The sequence below is a fragment of the Mycobacterium sp. HM-7 genome (assembly GCF_053852335.1).
Genome location: NZ_CM132657.1, coordinates 344,537 through 369,020, shown reverse-complemented (window position 1 = coordinate 369,020; position 24,484 = coordinate 344,537). Strand labels below are relative to the sequence as shown.

The following is a 24,484-nucleotide window of genomic DNA, read 5'->3' as shown; positions in this document are numbered from 1 at the left end:
CTCACTGGCCCTGGCCGGCGTAGCGCGCCTCGGTGGCGTCCTTGACCGGACGCCACCAGGCTTCATTGTCGCGATACCAGGCGATGGTGGCGGCCAGCCCGTCGGCGAAGTCGAGATATCTTGGCCGCCAGCCGAGTTCGCTGCGCAGCTTGTCCGAATCGATGGCGTAGCGCAGGTCGTGACCGGCGCGGTCGGTGACGTGGTCGTAGCCGTCGGCCGGCTGCCCCATCTGCGCCAGGATCATCTCGATGACAGTCTTGTTGTCCTTTTCGCCGTTGGCGCCGATCAGGTAGGTCTCGCCGATGCGGCCCTGCTCGATGATCGTCAGGACCGCGGACGAGTGATCGTCCACGTGAATCCAGTCCCGCACATTGCGGCCCGCGCCATAGAGCTTCGGCCGGATTCCGCACAGTACGTTGGTGATCTGGCGTGGAATGAACTTCTCGACGTGCTGGTAGGGCCCGTAGTTGTTGGAGCAGTTGGAAATTGTGGCGCGGACGCCGAACGAGCGCACCCACGCGCGCACCAGGAGGTCGCTGCCGGCTTTGGTCGACGAATACGGTGATGACGGGTTGTAGGCCGTGCCTTCGGTGAACTTGGCTGGGTCGTCGAGTTCGAGGTCGCCGTACACCTCGTCGGTCGAGATGTGGTGCAGCCGGGTGCCGTGCTTGCGCACCGACTCCAGCAGCGTGTAGGTCCCGACCACGTTGGTGTGCAGGAACGGTTCCGGATCGCGCAATGAGTTGTCGTTGTGCGATTCGGCGGCGAAGTGCACGACCACGTCGGTGGTCGCCATCAGCTCGTCGACCAGCGCGGCGTCGGCGATGTCGCCCAGGACGAACGTCATCCGCTGTTCGGGCAGGCCCGCAAGGGATTCCCGGTTGCCGGCGTAGGTCAGCTTGTCCAGCACGGTCACGTGGTGGTCGGTGCGCTCGATGACGTATCGCACGAAGTTGGCGCCGATGAATCCGGCGCCCCCGGTGACCAGCAGTCGTGCCATCTACAGCCCCCTGGCCAGCAAGTCCAGCAGATACGTGCCGTAGCCGGATTTCACCAACGGCTCGGCCCGCTCACGCAGTTCGTCGCCGCTGAGATAGCCACGCCGCCAAGCGATTTCCTCGGGCACGCCGATCTTCAGGCCTGTGCGACGCTCGATGGTGCGCACGAATTCGGCGGCGTCCGTCATCTGATCGAACGTACCGGTGTCGAGCCATGCCGTCCCGCGAGGCAGCACTTGCACCCGTAACCGGTTCTGCGCCAAATACGTTCGGTTGATGTCGGTGATCTCGTACTCGCCGCGGGCACTGGGCTCGAGTTCTCGGGCGATCGACACCACGTCGTTGCTGTAGAAGTACAGCCCAGGCACGGCGTAATTGCTCTTAGGCACCAACGGTTTTTCCTCGAGCGAAACCGCCTGTCCGGCTTCGTTGAATTCGATGACGCCGTAGGCCGACGGCTCGGCGACCCAATAGCCGAAGATCGCCCCACCGTCGACGTTGGTGAACCGCTGCAACTGGGTACCCAGGCCGGGACCGTAGAGCAGGTTGTCGCCGAGCACGAGCGCAACGCTCTCTCCGCCAAGGAAATCCGCGCCGATGGTGAAGGCCTGCGCGAGCCCGTCAGGCGACGGCTGCTGCGCGTAGCTGATCGAGACGCCGTATTGCGACCCGTCGCCGAGCAGGCGCTCGAAACTCGGCGCGTCGAGCGGTGTCGTGATGACCAGGATGTCCGTGATCCCGGCCAGCATCAGTGTGGACAGCGGGTAGTAGATCATCGGCTTGTCGTAGACCGGGATCAGCTGCTTGGACACCCCGGCGGTGACGGGGTGTAGTCGCGTCCCCGCGCCGCCGGCCAGGATGATCCCTTTCACTCGGCCATCCTGACACACGCGCACCGCGTCAGGTGCTCACCGAGCGGACTCAACCGCGGGCTCGGACGCCAGCATCTTGCCGTCCTGCACGATCTCCAGGCCTGACGACGACACGTGGTACTCAGCCGAATCGGGATCGTTGACCGCGACGAAGCCGTCGCCGGACTCATGCACGGTTCCCAAGCGGATCGTCGCGCCGTCGGACAGCCGATAGCCCAGGTAATACAGCACGCCGACGCTGCTGCGGCAGATCACCACCGCCGACTGCGCGGTCCGCAGGAGCATCGCCGCCTCGTCCGCCTCGTCCGCCCCGGCGCACCGGGCGGCACCGTTGAATGTGGTGAAGCCGCGGGAGTCGGCGTCGGGCAGCACCATTCGCGCAGTCGTCGGCGTCAGCGCCGCGGAGGTCTCCGGCGGGGTGGATTCGACCGAGGTCACGGTCACGTCCGAGGTCTCGGCCGTGGTGGTGGTGGCCGCCGCCGAAGTCGTCGAACCGCTGCGCCCGTCGCGCCCGCTCATCAGTGCCACGCCGGCGAAGACCAGGGCCACCACCAACACGATCCCGATTCCGATGAGCGCCCAGGCCGTCGGACTCGGCCCGCGCCGCGCCGTGACCGGCGGATCCGGTTGCCGCACAAACCCCATCGGCGCCGCGGCCGGTGCGGCGGCAACGGTCGGCGCTCCGGGTACCGCGGGGGACGCCGGGACGGGCGGCAGCGTCGCGGCCGCACCCCGCGCGAGCGCCACGGCGAAATCCCCACAAGAACGGAAGCGGTCAGCAGGCCGGCGGGCCATCGCGATGGCCATCACGGGGTCCAGATCGGCGAGATCCGGGCGTACCTCCGCCAGCCGCGGCACCACACCACTCACACGCTGGCTGATGAGTACGACGGGCGTGGAATCGCCACCCGGGGGCCGTCCGGTCAGCAGCTGAAAAGCGGTGGCGGCCAAGGCGTACTGATCCGAGCGACCGTCCAGCGGCTCACCGAGCAATTGTTCCGGCGCTGCGTAGTTCGGCGTACCGAGCGTCATGTTCGTCGACGTCAGTCCGTCGAAGTCGTCGACGCGCCGGGCGATCCCGAAATCGGCCAACAGCACCCGGCCACGGACCGGGCCCGGTCCGCTCAACAGGATGTTCGCGGGCTTGACGTCCCGGTGCAGCAGCCCTCGGCTGTGCGCATGGTCCAGCGCGTCGGCGATCGCGGTGACGATCGCGATCACCTGGTCGCGCGGCATTCCACCGGGGCACTGCGTCCGCAGTACGTGCCCGGCGTCGGCGCCGTCGACGTAGTCCATCGAGATCCACAGCCGGCCGTCGCACTCACCGCGGTCATGCACTCCGACGATGTGCTGATGCCACAACGTCGCCGCGGCATCGGCTTCGCGCTCGAAGCGCCGGCGGTATTCGGCGTCGGCGGACAGTGACGCCGGCAGTACTTTCAGGGCGTCGGTGCGGGGCAGCCGCGGGTGCTGAACCAGGTACACCTCGCCCATGCCGCCGGCACCCAGTTTTCGGACCACGGTGAATCCGGCGAAGACCGATCCATCGGGTAGCGACATGGTCGGATCGTAACGGCCGGAATGCGAAAGAGCGGCCACCCGAGACGATCTCGGATGGCCGCCTTCTCGCGGACTGGGCTAGCGCTTGTCCAGGATTCCCTCGATGTTGGCGACACCGTGGATGCCGGACGTGGTGTTGCTTTCCAGGACCACGAATCCCTTGCCCGCGGGGTTGCGGGTGATCAGCAGGGTTTCGTGCGCCATCGCCGCGGACTTGCCCTGCTTGTGCAGCGGCGCGACGATGTCGTCGTCCAGCTTCTTGAAGAAGTTGGCGTCGACGCTGTCGGTGATCCAGGCCCGGTACTGGTGCTTGCTGTCCTGCCACTTGTCATTGTGGCCGGTGATCTCGACAACCTGGTCGACCCACTTGTGCTCGTCGGTGCTGACCTTGCCGGCCTTGACCGCCTGGGCGATGTCGTCACGTGCCGGGGCGTACAGCCGGGTCAGGTGAATGTGGAGCTGGTTGAGCCGACGGGCGTCCGCCGAGTTGATCCCGAGCGCCCAGTCCGGGCCGCCCGTCATGAAGTGGACCGACTCGTAGGCGTGCTTGAAGTAGTTCGGCGCGTCGCCCCGCAGCAGGTTGTCGCATTCGATGCCGGTCTCACGGACGGTCGGCACCACCAGCAGGTCCTGCGTCGTCTTCATGTCCACACCCGGGTGCACTGCCCAACCGCGCGTCGAATCGTGGCCGGGCCACTGGATGTCGAAGTTCCGTCCCGGATGCTTCGGCGAGTGCTCCCCGACGCCGTGTGCCGGCGGCTTGACGCCGTCCCAGATGGGATCGCCCTTGTGGTCGTCGCAACCCTGGTAGTGCTGCGTGCCCGTCTCGGCGTGGGCGGCGGGCGAGAGACCGAATGCCAGCACCGGCGCTACCGCCAGGGCGGCGGCGGCCGCGATACGGCGGGTGAAGCGGGAGCGGGTGGTGGTCGTGTTGGTCATTTCGTCTCCTGAAGGTTTGGGGTGCTTCGGCGTTGAAATAACCTTCGCGGAATCGACGCCCCAGGTCAGTCCACTGATCGGGCCCTCGACCGGACGAAATCGTCTTCCCCCGATCGGGGGACACGAGCGCTTCGGCCCGCTCGGCTCCGCTGGGCGGCCCACAGCTTCTCCTGTGCCCGCAGCACCACGATGCCGGGGCTTCCTCTGCCTTCCGCCGTCGTCTTCGTCACCCAGATGACGCTCCATCCCCGCGCTTCGAGCTCCGCCGTGTGGCTGTGCACCCATTCGCGGTATCCCGGGGTATCCGCTTCCTCGTCACACTCGACGGCCACCTTCCACCGCGGCCAGCCCAGTGCCGCCCGAGTGCAGACCAAGGCCGAGGTGCTACGGCGAATGTGCATGTTCGGGTTGAGATTTGGCGGTATTGCGGGTCAAACCTGCACATTCGTCGTAGCACTCCGCATCGCATGCAGCACCTGACCGGCAAACCAGGTACCACCGGTCACATGTGAGTTGAGTAACCTGGCGCCATGTCCGATGCGTCGATCCTGACCGTGCTGCGCGAGCGCGCCGGCCTGACTCCCGACGACGTGGCCTACACCTTCACCGACTACGACCACGACTGGGACGGCGTCACCGAGAGCCTGACCTGGGCCCAGCTGTACCGGCGCACCCTCAACGTGGCGCACGAGCTCCGCATGCACGGCGTCCCCGGTGACCGCGCGCTGATCATCGCGCCGCAGGGACTGGCCTACATCGTCGGGTTCCTGGGTGCCATGCAGGCGGGTTTCATCGCGGTGCCGCTGTCGGTTCCGCTGCCGGGCTCGCATGACGAGCGGGTGAGCGCCGTCATCACCGACACCTCGCCGACCGTCGTCCTGACCACAGCGGCCGCGTTCGACATCGCGGCACAGAACGTGGACGACGGCGCCTCCATGGTCGCCGTGATCGCCGTCGACACCCTCGATCTGGACGCCGACCGGGACTTCGACGAGGACGTGCCCGCCGGGCCGGACATCGCCTACCTGCAGTACACGTCCGGGTCGACGCGGCTGCCGGCCGGCGTGATGATCTCGCATCGGAACCTGCGGGTGAACGTCGAGCAGTTGCTCGCCGATCTGCTGTCGCAGTACGGCGGAGAGCTGCCGCCGGGGTCGACGCTGGTCTCGTGGCTGCCCTTCTACCACGACATGGGCCTGGTGCTCGGGATCGCGGTACCGGTCTTCTCCGGCCACAAGGCCGACCTCATGAGTCCGATCGCCTTCCTGACGCGCCCGGTCCGCTGGTTGCAGGCGCTATCGCGGAACAACCCCGCGTGGTCGGCCGCACCGAACTTCGCGTTCGACCTCGCGACCCGCCGTGTCACCGATTCTGAGATGGCCGAGCTCGATCTCAGCGGCGTCATCGGCATCAACAACGGTGCCGAACGCATTCACCCGCCCACTTTGATCAAGTTCGACGAACGCTTCGCGGCCGTCGGCTTCCGGCCCGAGATGATGGTGCCGTCGTACGGCCTCGCCGAGGCGACGCTCTACGTGGCCAGCGGCGCGCACGGCCGCCCGCCGGAGGTCGTCGAGTTCGCGGCCGACGAACTCACCCAGGGCATCGCATTGCGAAAAGCCGGTGGGACGCCGCTCATGCGTTACGGGCGGGCGCCGTCACCGCTACTGGAGATCGTCGATGCCGACACCTGCCAGCTGTGCCCCGACGGCGTCGTCGGCGAAATCTGGATCCGCGGAGACAACGTCTCCGCCGGGTACTGGCGCAAGCCCGAGCAGACGGGGTCCGCGTTCGACGCGACCCTGGTGGACGCCCCCGAAGGCACCCCGGAGGCCGGCTGGCTGCGCACCGGGGACCAGGGCTTCATCTCGGAAGGTGACCTGTTCATCGTCGGCCGTATCAAGGACATGCTGATCGTGCGCGGCCGCAACCACTACTCCGACGACATCGAGGCGACCGTCCAGAAGATCAGCCGCGGCCGGGTGGCCGCGATCGCCGTGACCGACGACCACACGGACCAGCTGGTCACCATCATCGAGCTCAAGGGACGGGCCGGCGACGACGAGCTCGCGGTGATGAAAAACGATGTGGTGGCGGCGATTTCGCGTGCACACGGGCTGCAGGTCACCGACGTGGTTTTCGTCGAGGCCGGGTCGATCCCGACCACCACGAGTGGCAAGATGCGCCGGTCGGCCTGCGCCGAGCAGTATCGGCAAGGGCAATTCGTCCGGTTGGACGCCGGGTTGAGCTCCTAGCCCGCGCATCCCATGTGGATCACCCTGCTGGTGATGGCGGTCGCGGTCAGCCTGGAGCCGTTCCGCATCGGCATGTCCGTTGTCATGCTGAACCGGCCGCGTCCGCATCTGCAGCTGGCCGCGTTCCTGTGCGGCGGTTTCCTGATGGGTCTGTCCGTCGGCGCGGTGGTGCTGTTCTTTCTCGAGTCACGGTTACCGGCTTGGGCCTCAGCGCATTTCAATCTGCCGACGGTCCAGATAGTGATCGGGGTGCTGGCGCTGCTGGCCGCGCTGTTGCTGGCCGTCACGAAGGGAAAGGACCGCGAGGTGCCGGCCTGGCTGAGCCGCCTGCTCGACGGCCAGTCGCTGTGGGTCGCCGGCGTCGCGGGCCTGGGCATCGCGCTGCCATCGGTCGACTATCTCGCGGCGCTGGCCGTGATCGCCGCCGCGCAGGCCGAGGCCGACGTCCGGATGGGTGCGCTGGTGACCTTCAACGTGGTGGCGTTCTCGTTGGTCGAGGTGCCGCTCCTGGCCTACCTCATCGCCCCGCAACGCACGCGCACCGCAATGAGCAACCTGCACAACTGGATTCGCGCCCGGCGGCGGCACGAAGTCGCGGGGCTGCTGGCGGTGGTGGGTGTGGTGCTGGTCGCGGCGGGTTGGGTGGGAATCTGACCCCTAGTGCGCGCTCGGCCCGTGGCTCAGCACGTAGTTGATACCCGACATCAGCTGTGAGACCGGATCGGCGGCACCACCGAAGGCGGCCTGGGTGGCCGGGGCGGTGGCGGCGGCGGGGTCGTAGCCGTTGACGGGATCGACCGTGACCGGCGCGGTCGCCGGGTCGTCGTTGCGCGAATATCCCGCATCCACCATGGGTTTCATCACGGCGTCGAGGTGATTCATGTCCGCTTCGGACATGCCGAGGTACTTGAACGGCACCACGAGCGGCAGGTGCTGCTCGGGGATCATGTACGTCGTGGTCGTCGCTCCCCTGGAGTTGACCGTCTTGACGATGTTCTGCGGCGGCACGTTCTTGGGGTTGGTGAACGCCACCGCGGTGTGGCCCGTGGCCAGGCCGACGACCGCGTTCGCCAACGCCATCAGGTTGTCCGGGCGGTCGGGCCAGTCGGCGATGCTGTCGTATGCGGAGATGAATTGGTAGGTGTCGTACTGACTGTCGACCACCGGCGGCATCCGGAAGTCGAGCGCCGGGACCGTGCTGCCCACCGGGAAGTTCTGGCGCAGGAAGCTCTGGGTCCACGGGTTGATCGCGAGCGGGTCACCGTAGGTCGCGAACGACAGCTCGTTCGGCGCCGGCGCGGCCGGGTCATAGGCCAGCCGGTCCTGCACGGCGTGCACGACCATGGCGCCTTCGGACAGGCCGATCACGGTGCCCGGGCCGCCGTCCCGGACCCGGCGAATCACGTTGTCCTGCCCGATGTCGACGGACTCGCCGATGCTCGGGCCGTTCAACCCGATTTCCGGCATCTTCTCGTGCAGTTCCTCGACGCCCGGGATGCCGCCGAGCACGTGGCCCTGGACCTGGCCGGCGGGGTAGTCGACGATCTCGCGCTTCAGGCCGGGGAACCAGTCGGCGCCGGTGCGACGGATGTATTCGTCGTACGGGATACCCATGACGTGCGCGCCGCCGAGCGCGTAGCCGCGGCCGGGGGTACCGATCGGCGGGATGGCGGGCGTGATCGGCCCGCCCGAACCCGACCCGTAACCGGGTCCGCCCCATGGCTCGTCGGCCGTCGCGATCCAGTCCGCCATGGGTCCGGAAGCACCGACCGTCAGCAGCGTGGTCACGATGGCCATCGAGCGGGCAAGTTGCTTCTTCATGCGTTGCTCCCCTGCGGTTTCGGGCGGGACGGCCACCAGTTCGCCTCTCCGACGAGCGTGGCCATGGCGGGCACGGTGATGGTCCGCACCAGGAAGGTGTCCAGCAGGATGCCGGCGCCGATGACGAAGCCGCCCTGGATCACGGTACCGATACTGGAGAACAGCAGACCCCACATCGATGCCGCGAAGATCAGGCCGGCCGCGGTGATGACCCCGCCGGTCGACGACAGCGTGCGGATGATGCCGTACCGCATGCCGTGCGGCGACTCGTCACGCATGCGCGAGACGAACAGCATGTTGTAGTCGGCCCCGACCGCGACCAGCACCACGAAAGCCAGCGGTGGGACGGTCCAGTGCAGCGGCTGGTGGAATAGGTACTGGAACACCACGACCCCGATGCCGAGCGCGGCGAAGTACGAAAGCACCACGGAACCAACCAGATACAGCGGCGCGATGAGCGACCGCAGCAGCAGCATCAGGATCAGCAGCACCACGGCGACGGTGACGATGATGATGAACCGGATGTCGTTCTGGTAGTAGTCGCGAGTGTCCTTGAGCGCCACGGGATATCCGCCCATCGACACCGTCGCGTCCGAGAGCGAGGTATTCGGCTGGGCGCCTCGGGCGGTGTCGCGGATGGTGTTGACCTGATCCATCGCGGCGGAGCTGAACGGGTCCAGCTTGGTGAGGACCAGGTACCGCACCGAGTGCCCGTCGGGCGAGATGAACATCTTGGACGCCGACTTGAAGGCCTCGAGCTTGAGCACCTCAGGCGGGATGTTGAAGCCCGCCTGGGTCGGTCCGGAGGCGTTCTGTTTCATCGACAGCAGGAATGCCCCGGCCTGGTCGAGGCCGGAACGCATCAGCTTGATCTGCTCGACGACTTCGTCGACCCCGTTGGCGACTTCGCGGCTGCCGCTCGCCGAACGATCCGCGCCCTGCCGGAGTTTCGTGAGGTTGGCCTGCGCGCCCGCGGGGCTGTCCATCCCCATGCTGCGCATGACCTTGGTCAGGTTGGTCATCGCGCTCTGGAGTTGCTGCACCGACGCGTTGAGCGTCTTCTGGTCCTGCATGGTCTGCAGCTGCCCGGCGAGCGTGTTGATCTCGTCGATGGTGCCGTCCTGGCGCGCCTGTTCCAATCGCTGGAAGTGGCCGCGGGTTTCGGCGCACGACAGATCGAGGTCGCACACCGCGTTGTTCTGCAGGGCCGCCAGCACCGGACCGACCCAGCCGAACATGTCCTTGGCCGCGGTGTAATTGAGCCCCAGGGTGTTGCCCAGCTTGCTGACACTGTTGACCAGCTTGGCCGCGACCTCGACGTTCTGCACCAGCTTGTTGCCGCCGTACTGGCTGCGTATCGCGGTGAAGGCCTCCAGCGTCGTCTGGAGGCTGGTGGCGATCTGGCCGACCTGGCCGCGCACGTCGGCGAGGTTGGTCGCCAGGGTGTCGGCGCCCTTGGCCAGCCGGTTGATGTCGTTGGTGCGGTCGCCGATCATGCCGGCGCCCTCGGTCAGCCGGTCGCCGACCAGACCCGCCTGGAAGGTGGCCCGGAACTCCGGCGGCACCTCACCGAGCGGACGGGTGATGCCGCTGACCATCGCGACGTCCGGCAACTGGCTGATGCGCGACGCCATCTGCTCGAGGTCCGCGAGGGCCTGCGGGGAGCGCAGGTCGCGCGGCGACTGGACCAGGACGTACGACGGGACGGACTGGTTGACGTTGAAGTGGTTCTCGAGCGCGGCGTACCCGATCGAGCTCGGGGCCGACGCGGCGACGGCCTTGCGGTCGTCGTAGTTGAATTTCGCGAAGCTCGCGCAGGCGGCCAGCAGGATCAGCACCAGCAGGCTGGCCACGAGGTGCACGAGCGGCCGGCGGACGATGCGGGCACCGGACCGGCGCCACAGCTGCGCGGTGATTTCGTTGCGCGGTTTGATCCAGCCGCGCGGGCCGACAAGCGTCAGGATGGCGGGCAGCAGCGTCACCGCGGCGAGGAACGCCACGAAGATGCCGATCGCCGACGAGACACCGACGGTGGAGAAGACGCCCATCTTCGCGAAGCTGATGCCGAGGAAGGTGACGCCGACGGTCGCGGCCGACGCGGTGATGACCTTGCCGACCGAGGCGAGCGCCTTGCGGACGGCGTCGGTCGAGTCGGAGCCCTGTCGCACATAGTCGTGGTAACGGCTGATCAGGAACACCGCGTAGTCCGTGCCCGCGCCGAAGATCATGGCGCTCAACAGGATGATGGCCTGGTTCGACACGCCCAGGCCGGTCAGCTGGGAGAGCCCGGCGACCGTCGCCTGCGCGATGACCAGGGACATGCCGATGCCGGCCAGCGGCAGCATCATGGTGACGGGGTTGCGGTAGACGACCAGCAGGACGAGCAGCACCAGGACCGCGATGGCGATCTCGATGGGCATCCGGTCCTTCTCGCCGGCGACGGTGAGGTCGGCGACGGTGGCGGCCGGCCCGGCGAGGTGAATCTTCAGCGGGCTGCCCGCGGTGCTGTGTTCGACGATGTCGGCGACGCGGTTGTAGGCGGCATACGACTGCGGGGTGCCCAGCGCACCGGTCAGGCCGACCGGCAGCACCCAGGCTTTCTTGTCCTTGCTGGTCAGAAAATTCCGCAGTGGCGGGGTGCTGATGAAGTCCTGCAGCATGACGACGTCGTGCGGGTCGTCGCGCAAGGCATCCACCAGCTTGCGGTAGGTGGCTTCGTCGTTGCGGTCCAGCCCGCGGTCGTTGATGAGAACCACCAACAGCAGGTCATCGGTCCCGGGTTCTTTGAACGCCTCGGTCATGTGCCGGGCCGCGACGCTCGACGGGGAATCGGCGGGGAGCATCGCCAGCGGATGCTTCTGCGCCATGTCGTTGAGGCTCGGCACGGCCAGTGGCAGGGCCACGGCCAGCGTGATCCACAGGCCGATCACCACCAGGGGCCACCGCACCACGAAATCGGCTAGCCGTCGCAACTGAGGCCCCTTGTCGAGCCCGCCCGACGGGTCACCAGTTCCCGCCGTCGGCGATCCGCGTGCAGACCGATTTCATCACCTCGAGGTACCGGGTCACGGACTTCTTGGCGATGGGGTTGTCCGGGTACATGACCTCCATGACCGTGCCGCCTTCGTAGCGGAACACGTAGATGGTCAGCTGGTAGGAGTAGCGGCCGTCGGAGTAGATGCCGATGTTGTTGGCGTACCCCATCTCGGTGGCCGCGAGGATGGTGTTGAGCGGGGCGGCGCCACCGTGCAGGAAATTCGACACCGGGAAGTTGGGGCGCGGCCACTCCAGCCACGGCGCCAGTTCCAGGACGCGGTAATACGGCACCCGCGCCATGTTCAGGTTGCCGTCGAACGACTCCTGCGCCGCCCAGGCGGCTTCGTTGAAGGTCGCCGCCGCGATCGGCACGGTGATGGGCACCAGGCCGGTGAACCAGCCCTGCGTCATGAAGTTGTCCGTCGTGCGCCGGGTGTCCCGCGGAGTGAGGCCGTAATACGTTGCCGCACCGGTCAATTCGTGTTCCACCTGGGCCATGCAGGCGAACAGGCCACCGACGAAGCGGGCGCCGGCACCTTCACAGGCGGCCTCGAACCGCGCCGTCTGGTCCGGATCCATGAGCGACTCGCCCACCATGTCGCCGACCGAGGGCTCCATCGCGTTGCCGAGCGGCAGCGGGAACTCCGGCATGCTGTTGTTGTTGTTCTCAGCAAACTCGATCCAGGCCTGAACCTCGGGCGAGTCGACGGTCAGCGCCGAGGTGCGCTCGTGCTCCTGGACGCACCACTCGTCGAAGCTGCCCGCGTCGGGCAGAGCAAACGCTGAGCCCCCTGTTGTCAATGCTGTGTATCGGCCATGAGCCTCGAGCATGGTGATGCCGATGAGCGCCGCGTCCCCATGGACGTGGTCGATGGCGGCGTAGAAGTTGAAGCTGTCCTCGCTCTGCACGATGCCGAAGGAGAAGCAGCCCCACTCCAGCGGCGTCGGAATGTCCACCAGGTGCTTGCGGACGTCTTCGACCGCCAGCTCACCATGGTTGACGGGCTCGAACTCGAGATCCTCGGGGTCGGCGATCGTGCGTCGAACGATGTCGGCGGTGCCGTGTCCCACCGCTCCGCCGGCTTCGGTGGCGGTGTACTCGAACCAGCTGCGGTAGGTGTCGTGCCTGCGCAGATAGGAGTTGAGGGCCTCGTTCATGGCTGCGATATCGCACTGACCAGGAACTTCGCACGTCGCGATGATCTGCCGTGAGTACTCGAGGCCCGAGCCGGTGCGCTCGACGACGCCCCGGATGTGCTGGCCCTGCATGTAGCTGACCGGAACCGGACTCACAGGTGCCTGCCGGGCTACTTCGCGAGCCGCCTCGGTCGGGTGCCAGGAGGTCAGAACACCTGGGATCGGCGTCCAATCATCGATCTTTCCGATCGTGATTTTCCCGATGCGCAATTACTTTCCTCCCAGGTTCGGACACACTGAGGTCCGGCCACACCGTTGGCGTCATCAACATACCCCGGCAACCTCCGCGGACGCCGTTGCGCCTGGTGGGGCGATCTTCGATGACCGGCCAGCACCGCTGGACCGAATCCTCGTGCTTCAGCAACCTACATGTAATACTGGCCCGCAGAAGATGAGCTGGCCGTGGCCGTTCGGAAGATCAACTGGCCATGCAACGGGGCTGGCCGTCCAGGGGATCTGCTGAGCACTCGACAAGGCCAGCCGTTCGACTCAAAAATCTGGCGCTGAACACGGTCTCCGGCGTGGGATCGGACGTCACCGGCAAACGCGGAGGACAACTTTTTCATGGCAACGCTCGAAGGTCCGGAAACGTCCAGCTTTGCGATCGTCGGGTACGCCGCTCGCTTCCCGGGCGCCACCGACGCCGAGTCCTTCTGGGAGATGCTCCGCGAGGGCCGCGACGCCGTCAGTGAGGTGCCGCAGGATCGGTGGGACATCGACGAGTTCTTCGACGCCGACCCGGACGCCAAGGGCAAGATCATCACCCGCCGCGCCGGCTTCCTCGACGACGCCGTCGGCTTCGACGCACCGTTCTTCGGAGTGTCCACCCGCGAAGCGAAGATGATGGACCCGCAGCAGCGGCTGCTGCTGGAGATGGCATGGCGTGCGGTCGAGCATTCGGGCACCGCGCCGTCCGCCCTGGCCAACACCCAGACCGGCGTTTTCATCGGCCTGGCCACCCACGACTACCTCGGCATGGCCTCGAGCGAACTGACCTACCCGGAGATCGAGGCCTACATGGCCATCGGCACCTCGGGCGCCGCGGCCGCCGGCCGCATCAGCTACCGGCTGGGCCTGCAGGGTCCGGCTGTCACCGTCGACACCGCATGCAGCTCGTCGCTGGTGGCCGTCCATCAGGCTTGCCAGGCGCTGCAGCTCGGCGAGTGCGATCTCGCGCTGGCCGGTGGTGCGAACGTCATCCTCAGCCCGGCCACCATGATCACCTTCTCGCAGTCCCGCATGCTGGCCCCGGATGGCAAGTGCAAGACGTTCGACGCCTCTGCCGACGGCTATGTGCGCGGCGAGGGTTGTGGCGTCATCGTCGTGAAGCGGCTCGAGGACGCCGTCCGCGACGGTGACCGGATCCGGGCCGTCATCCGCGGCAGCGCCATCAACCAGGACGGCGCCTCCGGCGGCCTGACGGTTCCCAATGGTGTTGCGCAGCAACGGGTTATCGCCGAGGCGCTGGAGCGTGCGGGCCTGACGCCCAACGATGTCGGGTACCTGGAGGCGCACGGCACCGGCACGTCGCTGGGTGACCCGATCGAGGTCCAGGCCGCGGCCGCGGCCTACGGCGCCGGACGTGAGGCGACCGATCCGCTGCTGATCGGCTCGGTGAAGACGAACATCGGGCACCTGGAGGCGGCGGCCGGCGTCGCCGGGATCATCAAGGTGATCCTGTCGCTCGAGCATCAGGAACTCCCGAAGCATCTGCACTTCAAGAACCCGTCGCCACACATTCCGTGGGACCGCATCCCGTTGAAGGTGGTCGACGAAGCGACGACGTGGGAACGCGGCGACCGGCCGCGCGTCGCGGGCATCAGCTCGTTCGGCTTCTCGGGCACCAATGCCCATGTGCTGATCGAGGAAGCGCCGTCTGCCGCTCCGGCGGAGGTCCCGACCGAGGAGCCCGACGACCGGCGCTTCATGGTGCTGCCGCTGTCGGCCCGGACCCCGGCCGCGCTGCTGCAGTCCGCCGAGGACTACCGCGGCTGGTTGGCCGCGCATCCCGAGGCCACGCTGGCCGACGTCTGCATCACCGCCGGCGCGGGCCGCGCCCACTTCGAGCACCGCGCCGCACTGGTGGTGAACTCCCTCGAGTCCGCGCGTGAACTGCTCGGCGCGCTGGCCGACGATCGTCCCGCGCCGGGCCTGGTGCGCGGAACTTCCGCGGACAAGCCCAAGACGGCCTGGTTGTTCCCGGGCCAGGGCAGCCAGTTCGCCGGCATGGCCAAGGAGCTGTTCGAGACCGAGCCGGTGTTCGCGAACACTGTGCGGCAGTGTGTTGCCGCCGTCGCCGATGTGCTCGAAAAGCCCTTGCTGGACGTCATTTTCGAGGGCCCCGATGACACGCTGCGGCAGACCAGCTACGCCCAGCCGGCGATCTTCGCCGTCGAGATGGGCCTGGCCCGGCTCTGGCAGTCGTGGGGCTTCGAGCCCGACGTCGTGCTGGGCCACAGCGTCGGCCAGTACACCGCGGCCTGCGTCGCGGGCGTGTTCAGCCTGGAAGACGGCATGCGCCTGCTCGTCGAGCGCGGCCGCTTGTTCGGGAACCTGCCCGCGGGCGGCCGGATGGCGGCGGTCTTCGCCGCACCGGAGCGTGTCGAGCGGCTCACCGATGAATACCCGAGCCTGTCGGTCGCCGCGTACAACGGCGCCAACACCGTGCTCTCCGGACCGGGCGCGGACCTCGAGCGCGCCATCGCCGCACTGACCGGCGACGGCGTCCGCTGCGACTGGCTGGAGACCAGCCACGCGTTCCACTCCGCGCTGCTGGACCCGGCGCTCGACGAGTTCGAGTCGTACGCAAACCAATTCACGTTCAATGCGCCGCAGCGCATCCTGGTGTGCAATCGCACCGGCGACACCCTGGGCCGCACCGCCAAGCTCGACGGCCAGTACTGGCGCCGGCACGCGCGCCAGCCCGTCGAGTTCTCCAAGAGTGTGGAGACCCTGGCCAAGCTCGGTTGCGCGGTGCTGCTCGAAGTCGGCCCGCAGCCGGTGCTGACGGCCGCGGCCCTGCGCGCCTGGCCCGACCCGGCGACCGCACCCCGGGCCATTGCGTCGTTGCGCCGCAAGGGCGCTGACCACCGTCAGATCACCGAGGCGCTGGCCACCACCTACACGGCCGGTCACCTGCCCGACTTCGCCGCTGTCCGGCCCGGCTCGGCCCACAAGTTCGATCTGCCGACGTATCCCTTCCAGCGCAAGGCGTACTGGTTCCGCGACGAGCGAGTCGCGCCGACCGCCGCGGCACACATGAGCGGCGGGGCGACCACCGAGGCCGTCCGACTGTTGGAAGACGGCCGCATCGACGAGCTCGCCACCCTCCTGGGCGGCACGGATGAGTCGACCACCGCCGTGCTGAACAAGCTTGCCGCGCAACACAACCGGCAGCGCAACGCGCAGTCCGTCTCGGACGCCCGGTACGAAATCCGCTGGGACAAGGCCGCGGCTGCGCCGGAAATCGGCGAAGGCTCGGCGTGGGTCCTCATCGGTGACATAAATAGTCAGGGAGCCGTACTTGCCTCATTGACCGAGGCCCTGAACCGGCTCGGCCACCGGCATCGCGTCCTCGGGTTGCCGGGGTCCGATGCCGACGAGCAGCAGCTGGAAACCGACCTGCGCGCGGCAGTCGAGGACGAGCCGACGCTGCGCATCCTGCACGTCGCCGGGCTCGACGCTGACCGCGCTTCCATGCAGGCCTTGCTGCGGGTGCAGCACCAAGTCCTCAGCGGCACGCAGCGCCTGTTCCGCGCGGCCGCGGCCGCCGAGCTGCGGGCGCCGATCTGGGTGGTCACCCGTGGCGCACAACGCGTTATCGACACCGACACCGTCGCACCGGAGCAAACGGGCCTGTGGGGCTTCGGCCGTTCGGCCGCACTCGAGTACCCGCAGGTGTGGGGCGGTCTCGCCGACCTGGCCACCGATTTCGCACAGGCCGGCACCGACGAATGGTCGCGGCTGATCACCCAGGTGGTCGCTGCGCCGCGCGGCGAGGACCAGATCGCGCTGCGCGCCGAGGGTGCACACGTGCCCCGGCTGGTCCGTCGTACCGGCCAGCCGAACCCGACGCAGCTGGAATTGCGCGCCGACGCAACGTATCTGGTGACTGGTGGACTCGGTTCGATCGGACTGGAGATCGCGGGTTACCTGGCCGCCCACGGTGCCCGGCAGCTGGTACTGACGAGCCGGCGCACGCCCAGCGAGGCGGCACAGCAGCGCATTGACGCGCTGCGTGAGCAGCACGGCTGCGAGGCTCGCGTCATCACCGCCGATGTCGCGAATCCGCATGACGTCGCCCGCCTGATGTCCACCCTGCGTTCCGAACTGCCGCCGCTGGCCGGTGTCGTGCATGCGGCCGGAGAGAACAGCACGACCCCGCTGGCGACCCTGGAAGACGCCGAGCTGGAGCGGGTGTTCTCCGGAAAGGTCTGGGGTGCTTGGTATCTCAGCGAAGCGGTCATCCAGGGCGAGCGAAGCGACGGGAAGGGTTCGGGCCAGAACCTCGACTTCTTCCTGTCCACCTCGTCGATCTCGGCGGTGTGGGGAAGCTACGGCCAGACCGCCTACAGCGCGGCCAACGCCTTCCTCGACGGCTTGACGTGGCGCCTGCGTGAGCAGGGTGTGGCCGGGGTGAGTGTGAACTTCGGCCCGTGGGCAGCCGGTATGGCGGACCCCGACGCCCGCGCTCAGCTGGAGCGCCGCGGCGTCCGTACCCTCTCCCCCGCCGATGCCCTCACCGGCATGGCCGACGTCCTGGTCGCCGACGGATCCCCTGCGGAAGCCGTTGTGGCGCGCATGGATTGGGCCAAGTTCCTGCCGATCTACTCGCAGGCCGGCTCGCGTGCACTGCTGGCCGAGGTGGCGCGCGAGGTGCCAGAATCCGCGAGCGGCGCCGGCGCCGTCGGCGCCTCCGGGAACACACGGCTGGTCGAGCAGCTCATCGCCGCTCCGGTGCAGCAGCGCAAGAAGCTGGTCCTGGAGTACCTGCGGGATGCCGTCGCCGAGGTGACGCGCATCGAGGCCTCCGAGATCCGCGAGGAAACCGGGTTCTTCGACCTCGGCATGGACTCGCTGATGGCCGTCGAACTGCGCCGCCGGCTGGAACAGGGTGTGGGCAAGGAACTTCCGGCGACCCTCGCCATGGACCACCCGCGCCTCACCGACGTCGCGGACTACCTGCTCAGCGACATCCTCAACCTGAGTGACACAGCCGGCTCCCAAGCCAGATCCAAGGCCGTCACCGAGCTGAAGTCACTCGCCGCTGCCGACGAGCCCATCGCCATCATCTCGGTGGCCTGCCGTTTCCCGGGTTCGCCCGACCCGGATGCGTTCTGGCAGGTGCTTTCTCAAGGTGTCGACGCGATCAGCGAAATCCCCGAGGACCGCTTCGACGTCGACGAGTTCTACGACCCCGACGCCATGACGCCGGGCAAGATCTACACCCGCTCCGGTGGTTACCTCGACAGCGTCGACACGTTCGATCCGGAGTTCTTCGGCATCTCGCCGCGTGAAGCCGTGTGGATCGACCCGCAGCAGCGCCTGATGCTCGAGATCGCGTGGGAGGGACTCGAACGCGCCGGGTACGCCCCGGCCGCGTTGCGCGGCAGCCGGACCGGCGTGTTCGTCGGCGTGGGCGCCAACGAGTATTCGCATCTGCTCTCGGGCGGCTCGGTCGAGAACCTCGAACCGCACTTCATCACCGGTAATGCGCTCAACGCCATCGCCGGCCGCGTGTCGTTCACGTTGGGCCTGGAAGGGCCGGCCATGGCGGTCGACACCGCCTGCAGCTCTTCACTTGTCGCGGTCCACCAGGCCGTTCAGGCCCTGCACGCGGGCGACTGCGACATGGCGCTGGCCGGCGGCGTCAACGTGCTGCTGAGCCCGGCGTCCATCGTCGCGGCCTCCCGCGCGCGGATGCTGGCGCCCGACGGCCGCTGCAAGACCTTCGACGCCGCAGCCGACGGCTACGTCCGCGGTGAAGGCTGTGGCGTCCTGGTCCTCAAGCGGCTCAGCGACGCACAGCGCGACGGCGACCGGATTGCGGCGGTCATCCGCAGCACCGCGGTCAACCAGGACGGTGCGTCCAGCGGCCTCACCGTCCCCAATGGCGGTGCGCAGCAACGACTCATCAACTCCGCGCTCGCCCGAGCCGGCCTCAGCGGCGGCGACGTCGATTATCTGGAGGCGCACGGCACCGGCACCCCGCTCGGCGACCCGATCGAGGTGCAGGCCGCGGCGGCCGCCTACGGTGCCGGTCGTGATGCCAACCGGCCCCTGCTGATGGGCACCGCCAAGACCAACATCGGGCACCTGGAGTCCGCCGCCGGCGTCGCCGGCCTGGTGAAGGTCGTGCTGTCGCTGGAGCACGAAATGCTCCCGCAGACCCTGCATTTCAACAAGCCGTCGCCGCACATCCCGTGGGACTCGCTGCCTGTTCAGGTCGTGGACAAGCCGACGCCGTGGCACACCGACGGACGCCCGCGCCGCGCCGGCGTCAGCTCCTTCGGCTTCACCGGCACCAATGCGCACGTGCTGTTGGAGGAGGCGCCCGTCGTGGCTGCCGACGAGGACACGGACGACGTCGCTCCGGAGCTCACCGGAACCCCCGTCACTGCGCTCGCCCCGTCTGTCGCCGAACCCGTCAGCGTGCTCCCACTGTCAGCCCGCTCGGCTCAGGGCCTGACGGCATTGGCGCAGCGCTACCGCGACTGGCTGGATGCACACCCCGATGCCTCGATCGCCGACGTCTGCTTCACGGCAGGCGCGGGACGTTCGCACTTCGAGCACCGCGCCGCGGTGGTCGCGAACACCGTGCACGACGCCAAGAACCTGCTGGAAGACCTGGTGGCGAACAAGCTGCGGCCGGGCGTGCTCAAGGGTGAGTGCGCCGATCCGCCGACCACCGCGTGGTTCTTCCCCGGCCAGGGCAGCCAGTACCCCGGCATGGCGCGCGAATTGTTCGACACCGAACCGGTTTTCGCCGACGTCGTGCGCCGGTGTGCGCAGGCGGTCGACCCGATCCTGCCGCGCCCGCTGCTGGAGGTCATGTTCGGCAACGATCGTGAAGCGGCCGAGACACTCCGTAACACCGCGTTCGCGCAGCCTGCGATCTTCGCCGTCGAGATGGGTCTGGCCCGCCTGTGGCAGTCGTGGGGCATCGAGCCCGACGCCGTGCTGGGCCACAGCGTCGGCCAGTACGCGGCGGCCTGTGTCGCCGGCGTGTTCAGCCTCGAGGACGGCGTCCGGTTGATCGCCGAGCGGGGCCGGCTGTTCGCCAGCCTGCCGGCCGGCGGCCGCATGGTGGCGGTGTTCGCCGATCCCGAGTACGTCGAGCGCGCCGCCGAGGCGTTCCCGCGGGTGTCGGTCGGTGCGTACAACGGCCGCAACACCGTGCTGTCGGGTCCGGGTGAGGATCTGGAGCAGATCGTCGCCGCCTGCAGCGAGGACGCCACGCGCTGCACCTGGCTCGAGACCAGCCACGCCTTCCATTCGGAGCTGCTGGACCCGGTACTCGACGAATTCGAGTCCTTCGCAACGCAGTTCCAGTTCGCCGTGCCCACCCTGCCGCTGATCTGCAATCGCACCGGCGCGGTCCTCACGGCCGAGACGCCGATCGACGCGCAGTACTGGCGGCGGCATTCGCGTCAGCCGGTGCAGTTCACCGAAAGCGTCAAGACCGTCGCTGCGCTGGGTTGCTCGGTGCTCATGGAGATCGGCCCCCAGCCGATCCTGACCGCGGCCGCACTGCAGTGCTGGCCCGAGGGCTCGGAGACCCCGCGGGCCATCGTGTCGCTGCGCAAGGGCGCCAACGCGCAGCGGCAGATCACCGAAGCACTGGCCACGACGTACATCTGCGGGCACCGGCCGGACTTCTCGGCCAAGAACCGCGGACACCGCGTGGAACTGCCGACCTACCCCTTCCAGCGGCGCCGTTTCTGGCCCAAGACCGCGAATGTCGTCGGCATGAGCTCCGGCGGGTTCGCGGCCACGTCCGGAATCCTCGGCAGTGCCAAGGATCTGGCGACCGGCGACACGATCTACAGCAACGTGCTTTCGGTGAAGACGCAGCCCTGGCTGTCGCACCACGTCATCTACGGCACCGTCGTGGTGCCGGGTGCGACGTACGCGGCGATGGCCCTGGCGTCGGTCGGGGCTCCGGCCCGGGTGAAGGAAGTCTTCTTCTACGAGCCGATCATCCTGCCCGACAAGGCCGCTCGCGAGACGCAGCTGACCATCCGCGCCCTCGATGGCGGCGAAGGCTGGAAGTTCCAGGTGCACAGCCGGCCGAACGGCGTCCGCGAAGCGGAGTGGTCGTTGAACGCCGACGGCACGCTGTTGGCCGGCGCCTCTGACGAAGATGCGGCGGACAATGTCGCCGGTTCGATGGAGGACGTCGTCGAGCGCATGGAGCGGCTGCGTCCGCAGCAGCTGTTCGAGACCTTCAACGACATGGAATTGGCCTGGGGCCCAACATGGTCCACGTCGCTCAAGTCGCTGTGGGTGCGTGACGGCATGGCCATCGGTGATGTCTCGGTCGGCGATGAACTGGCCGAGCACCTGAGCAGCGAGCCCATTCACCCTGTGCTGCTGGACCTCTGCACCGGGGTGGCCTTCCCGGCCTTCCCGGCGCTGCTGGCCGCCGAGCACGGCATGCACGACCTGTTCCTGCCGCTGCGGTACGGCCAGGTCGAGTTGCGCGAGAAGATGCCGCGACGCTTCTACGCCCGGGCCCGCTGGCACACCAGCGAGCTGACCAACGAGACGCAGGTCTTCGACATCGACTTCCTCGATCGCGATGGCAAGCGACTCGGCGGCATCACCGAGTTCACCGTGAAGCGTGCGCCCCGCGAGGCGCTGATGCGCGGCCTCGGCGGCGACACCACCCGTCTGCTGTACACGCTGGGCTGGCAGGAGGGTGCAGCCCCGGGTGCGGCCGACGACGGAGAGACCAAGACCGCCGGCAACTGGCTGATCGCCGGCTTCGACGAATTGGCAGCCGGCCTGCCCGGAGCAATCAAGCTCGATCAGCAGCTGGACGCCACCGCCTGGCAGCAGGCGATCACAACGGCTGCCGAAAGTGGCACCCCGGTCACCGGAATCGTCTGGCGCGCTTCGGGGCTCGCCGATGACGACGTCGCAGCGCGGTTGGAGACCGAGGTCGGCACCGTACTCAGCGCGATGCAGACCGCACTCGCCGAGGAGAAGCTGAACCTCACCGGCGGCTTGTGGATCGTCACCGAGCACGCCGTGGCGACCGAGCCCGGCGAGCCCGTCGACCCGGTGCAGGCCGCGCTGTGGGGCCTGGGTCGCACCGTCATCAACGAGCAGCCGACCCTGCGGCTACGGCTCGTGGACCTCGACGCCGCCGATGACAACGCCACCAACTGGCTGACCGGCATTCTGGGCACCCCGGTGACCGAGTCCGAATTCGCACTGCGGCAAGGGAAGTTCCTCGTGCCGCGGCTGATGCACTGGGCGCGCAGCGGCCACCTGCCGATGCCGCGTTCGGACGACTACGTGCTGGCTCCCACCGAGCGTGGCGCGATCGACAACCTGCGCCTGACCGAGAAGGACGTGACACCGCCCGAGCCGCACGAGGTGCAGGTCCGGATCGAGGCCGCCGGCCTCAACTTCCGCGACGTGCTCAACGTGCTCGGTCTCTACCCCGGCGATCCCGGTCCCATCGGTGGCGACCTGTGCGGCGTCATCACCGAATTGGGTTCGGAGGTCACCCGATTCGAGGTCGGACAGCGGGTCTTCGGCTCCATGCAGGGCGCCTTCTCGAGCCGGCTCAATGTGCCGGAGCAGTTGCTCGCCGTCGTGCCGGACGGCATCACCCCCGTCGACGCGGCAACCTTGCCCGCGGCCGCGCTGACCGTCCGACTGGCGTTCGACTGGGCGCAGCTCAAGCCGGGCGACCGCGTGCTGATCCACGCCGCCAGCGGTGGTGTCGGGTTGGCAGCAGTGCAGATGGCGCGCCAGCAGGGCGCGACCGTGTTCGCGACCGCCAGCACCTACAAGCGGGCGACGCTGCGCAGGATGGGCGTGGAACACGTCTACGACTCGCGCACAACCGATTTCGCGGACCAGATTCTCGCTGACACCAACGGCGAGGGCGTCGACGTGGTGCTCAACAGCCTGACCAACGAGGGCTTCGTCGAGGCCACCGTGCGGGCGACCGCCCAGGGCGGCCGCTTCGCCGAGATCGCCAAGCGGGACATCTGGACTCCCGAGCGCATGGCGGAAGTGCGGCCGGACATCAACTACGAGATCGTCGCGCTCGACGTGACGATGATGACCGACCCCGCTCACATCCAGCGGCTCATGGACGAGGTCGCCGATGGGCTGGCCAAGGGCGAGTGGACGCCGGTGCCTGCCGAGGTCTATCCGCTGACGGAGGCCAAGACGGCGTTCCGCCGGATGCAGCAGGCCCGGCACATCGGCAAGATCGTGGTGCAGATGCCGAAACCGCTGCAGCCGCACGGGGATCGGACCTACCTGGTCACCGGTGGCCTGGGTGCGCTCGGTCTGCACACCGCGGCCTACCTGGCGCAGCTGGGTGCCGGCGACATCGTGCTGACCAGCCGGCGCGAGCCGGATGGCGAGGCGCAGCGCGCCATCGACGCCATGATGGAGCGTTTCCACTGCCGGGTGCACGTGTTCTCCGGCGACGTCGGTGACGAAGCCTCGGTCGCGGCATTGCTCGACCGCATCCGGGCCGAACTCCCGCCGCTGGCCGGTGTGGCTCACCTGGCGGGTGTGCTCGACGATGCGCTGCTCCCTCAGCAGGATCTGGAGCGCTTCCGGAAGACCCTGGGCCCCAAGGCCTTCGGCGCGCTGCATCTGCACAAGCTGACGAAGGACGACGATCTCGACTTCTTCATCGTCTACTCGTCGGCGTCGGCGGTGCTGGGTTCACCGGCGCAGGCCAACTACGCCACCGCCAACGCGCTGCTCGACGGACTCGTCGCGCACCGCCGGGCGCTCGGTCTGCCGGCGACCGCCGTCAACTTCGGTCCGTGGGGCCGGGGCGGCATGGCCAGCTCGCAGGCGGCGACCGCCAACCTGAGTGCGCAGGGCATGATGCCGCTCGAGCCGTCGGCGGCCCTGGCGGCCCTCGGCGAGGTGATCCGCCACGGCGCCGCGCAGGCGACGGTCCTGAAGGCCAACTGGCAGCGGGCCGCCAAGATGCTCGGCGGCATCCGGCCGCCGCTGCTCGACCAGGTGTTGCCGACCAGCGACGCGGCGGCAACCGGTGACAGCGAGCTGCTGCGGCAGCTGCAGGAGATTCCGGACGCCCAGCGCGCCGGGTTCATCACCGAGTTCCTGCAGAAGGAGGTGCAGGGCTTCCTGCGCCTGGCGCAGCCGCCCGCGGCGACGAGCCGATTCCTCGATCTGGGCACCGACTCGCTGATGGCGGTCGAGCTTCGTAACCGGTTGTTCGGGCAGTTCGGCGGCAAGTTCGACATCAGCCCGACGGCGATCTTCGACTACCCGACCCTCGGGGAACTCGCCGGGCACCTGGCGTCGCAGTTGCCGCCGTCGGAGGCGCCGGAAGCGCCTGCGGCTGAGGCGGCGGCCGAGGTGGCTGAGGCTTCTACCGCGGAGGTTGCCAGCGAACCCGAGCCGGAACCACCTGCCGCACAGGAGTGACGATTGTGGCGGGTGTGCACGCCGTCCCACGCGACTGCTTGCACACCCGTCCCATCCAGCCCTCAGCCGTTACACCAGCCCAGAAATACCCCGCATTCACGTCAATAAGTTATTGACGTGCACCGGCAATTCTGTCAGGCTCCTATGA

Annotated in this window: 11 protein-coding genes; 3 read left to right on the top strand and 8 right to left on the bottom strand. The window is 68.1% G+C overall.

The features are described from left to right. Position 1 precedes the first annotated feature (1 nt). From rfbB to ACWW1C_RS01635, 5 genes are all read right to left on the bottom strand, one after another. Entirely contained in the window at positions 2-1,000 is a 999-nt protein-coding gene (rfbB, locus tag ACWW1C_RS01655) for a dTDP-glucose 4,6-dehydratase (protein WP_455981809.1), read from the bottom strand. Further along, positions 1,001-1,870, bottom strand: a complete 870-nt coding sequence (gene rfbA / locus ACWW1C_RS01650; protein WP_455981808.1) for a glucose-1-phosphate thymidylyltransferase RfbA — start codon at positions 1,868-1,870, stop codon at positions 1,001-1,003. Between the two features lie 36 nt (positions 1,871-1,906). Further along, positions 1,907-3,430 (bottom strand): serine/threonine-protein kinase, encoded by a 1,524-nt coding sequence (locus ACWW1C_RS01645; protein ID WP_455981807.1) that lies wholly within the window; start codon positions 3,428-3,430, stop codon positions 1,907-1,909. A gap of 78 nt (positions 3,431-3,508) precedes the next feature. Further along, the gene (locus ACWW1C_RS01640) at positions 3,509-4,369 is read right to left on the bottom strand and encodes a CDP-diacylglycerol diphosphatase (RefSeq protein ID WP_455981806.1); all 861 of its coding nucleotides are present in this window, start codon (positions 4,367-4,369) and stop codon (positions 3,509-3,511) included. A 65-nt stretch (positions 4,370-4,434) separates the two neighbouring features. Beyond that, entirely contained in the window at positions 4,435-4,770 is a 336-nt protein-coding gene (locus ACWW1C_RS01635; protein WP_455981805.1) for a hypothetical protein, read from the bottom strand. 129 nt (positions 4,771-4,899) lie between these two features. Between ACWW1C_RS01635 and ACWW1C_RS01630 the strand changes: the two genes are divergently transcribed. After that, positions 4,900-6,624 carry an AMP-binding protein gene (locus tag ACWW1C_RS01630; protein WP_455981804.1) on the top strand — a complete coding sequence of 575 codons (1,725 nt, stop codon included), beginning with the start codon at positions 4,900-4,902 and terminating at the stop codon, positions 6,622-6,624. Between the two features lie 12 nt (positions 6,625-6,636). Further along, complete coding sequence (locus ACWW1C_RS01625) at positions 6,637-7,278, top strand: GAP family protein (protein ID WP_455981803.1); 642 nt, start codon at positions 6,637-6,639, stop codon at positions 7,276-7,278. 3 nt (positions 7,279-7,281) lie between these two features. Here ACWW1C_RS01625 and pe read toward each other — a convergent pair whose 3' ends face one another. The 3 genes from pe to ACWW1C_RS01610 are packed head-to-tail and all read right to left on the bottom strand — an operon-like array spanning position 7,282 to position 12,888. Next, positions 7,282-8,445, bottom strand: coding sequence for an acyltransferase PE (gene pe, locus ACWW1C_RS01620; RefSeq protein ID WP_455981802.1), 1,164 nt, complete (start codon positions 8,443-8,445; stop codon positions 7,282-7,284). Then, entirely contained in the window at positions 8,442-11,417 is a 2,976-nt protein-coding gene (locus ACWW1C_RS01615) for an MMPL/RND family transporter (protein WP_455981801.1), read from the bottom strand. Before ACWW1C_RS01615 ends, pe begins: the two co-directional genes overlap by 4 nt. A 31-nt stretch (positions 11,418-11,448) precedes the next feature. Continuing rightward, complete coding sequence (locus ACWW1C_RS01610) at positions 11,449-12,888, bottom strand: condensation domain-containing protein (RefSeq protein WP_455981800.1); 1,440 nt, start codon at positions 12,886-12,888, stop codon at positions 11,449-11,451. 354 nt (positions 12,889-13,242) lie between these two features. Here ACWW1C_RS01610 and ACWW1C_RS01605 point away from each other — a divergent pair, with 354 nt between their 5' ends. Next, the gene (locus ACWW1C_RS01605; RefSeq protein WP_455981799.1) at positions 13,243-24,336 is read left to right on the top strand and encodes a type I polyketide synthase; all 11,094 of its coding nucleotides are present in this window, start codon (positions 13,243-13,245) and stop codon (positions 24,334-24,336) included. The last annotated feature ends 148 nt before the right edge of the window (positions 24,337-24,484 follow it).

Bases quoted from the DNA above. Each gene is read 5' to 3' on its own strand.
- rfbB (WP_455981809.1), bottom strand. From the start codon at position 1,000: ATGGCACGACTGCTGGTCACCGGGGGCGCCGGATTCATCGGCGCCAAC.
- ACWW1C_RS01645 (WP_455981807.1), bottom strand. From the start codon at position 3,430: ATGTCGCTACCCGATGGATCGGTCTTCGCCGGATTCACCGTGGTCCGA.
- ACWW1C_RS01640 (WP_455981806.1), bottom strand. From the start codon at position 4,369: ATGACCAACACGACCACCACCCGCTCCCGCTTCACCCGCCGTATCGCG.
- ACWW1C_RS01635 (WP_455981805.1), bottom strand. From the start codon at position 4,770: ATGCACATTCGCCGTAGCACCTCGGCCTTGGTCTGCACTCGGGCGGCA.
- ACWW1C_RS01630 (WP_455981804.1), top strand. From the start codon at position 4,900: ATGTCCGATGCGTCGATCCTGACCGTGCTGCGCGAGCGCGCCGGCCTG.
- ACWW1C_RS01625 (WP_455981803.1), top strand. From the start codon at position 6,637: ATGTGGATCACCCTGCTGGTGATGGCGGTCGCGGTCAGCCTGGAGCCG.
- pe (WP_455981802.1), bottom strand. From the start codon at position 8,445: ATGAAGAAGCAACTTGCCCGCTCGATGGCCATCGTGACCACGCTGCTG.
- ACWW1C_RS01605 (WP_455981799.1), top strand. From the start codon at position 13,243: ATGGCAACGCTCGAAGGTCCGGAAACGTCCAGCTTTGCGATCGTCGGG.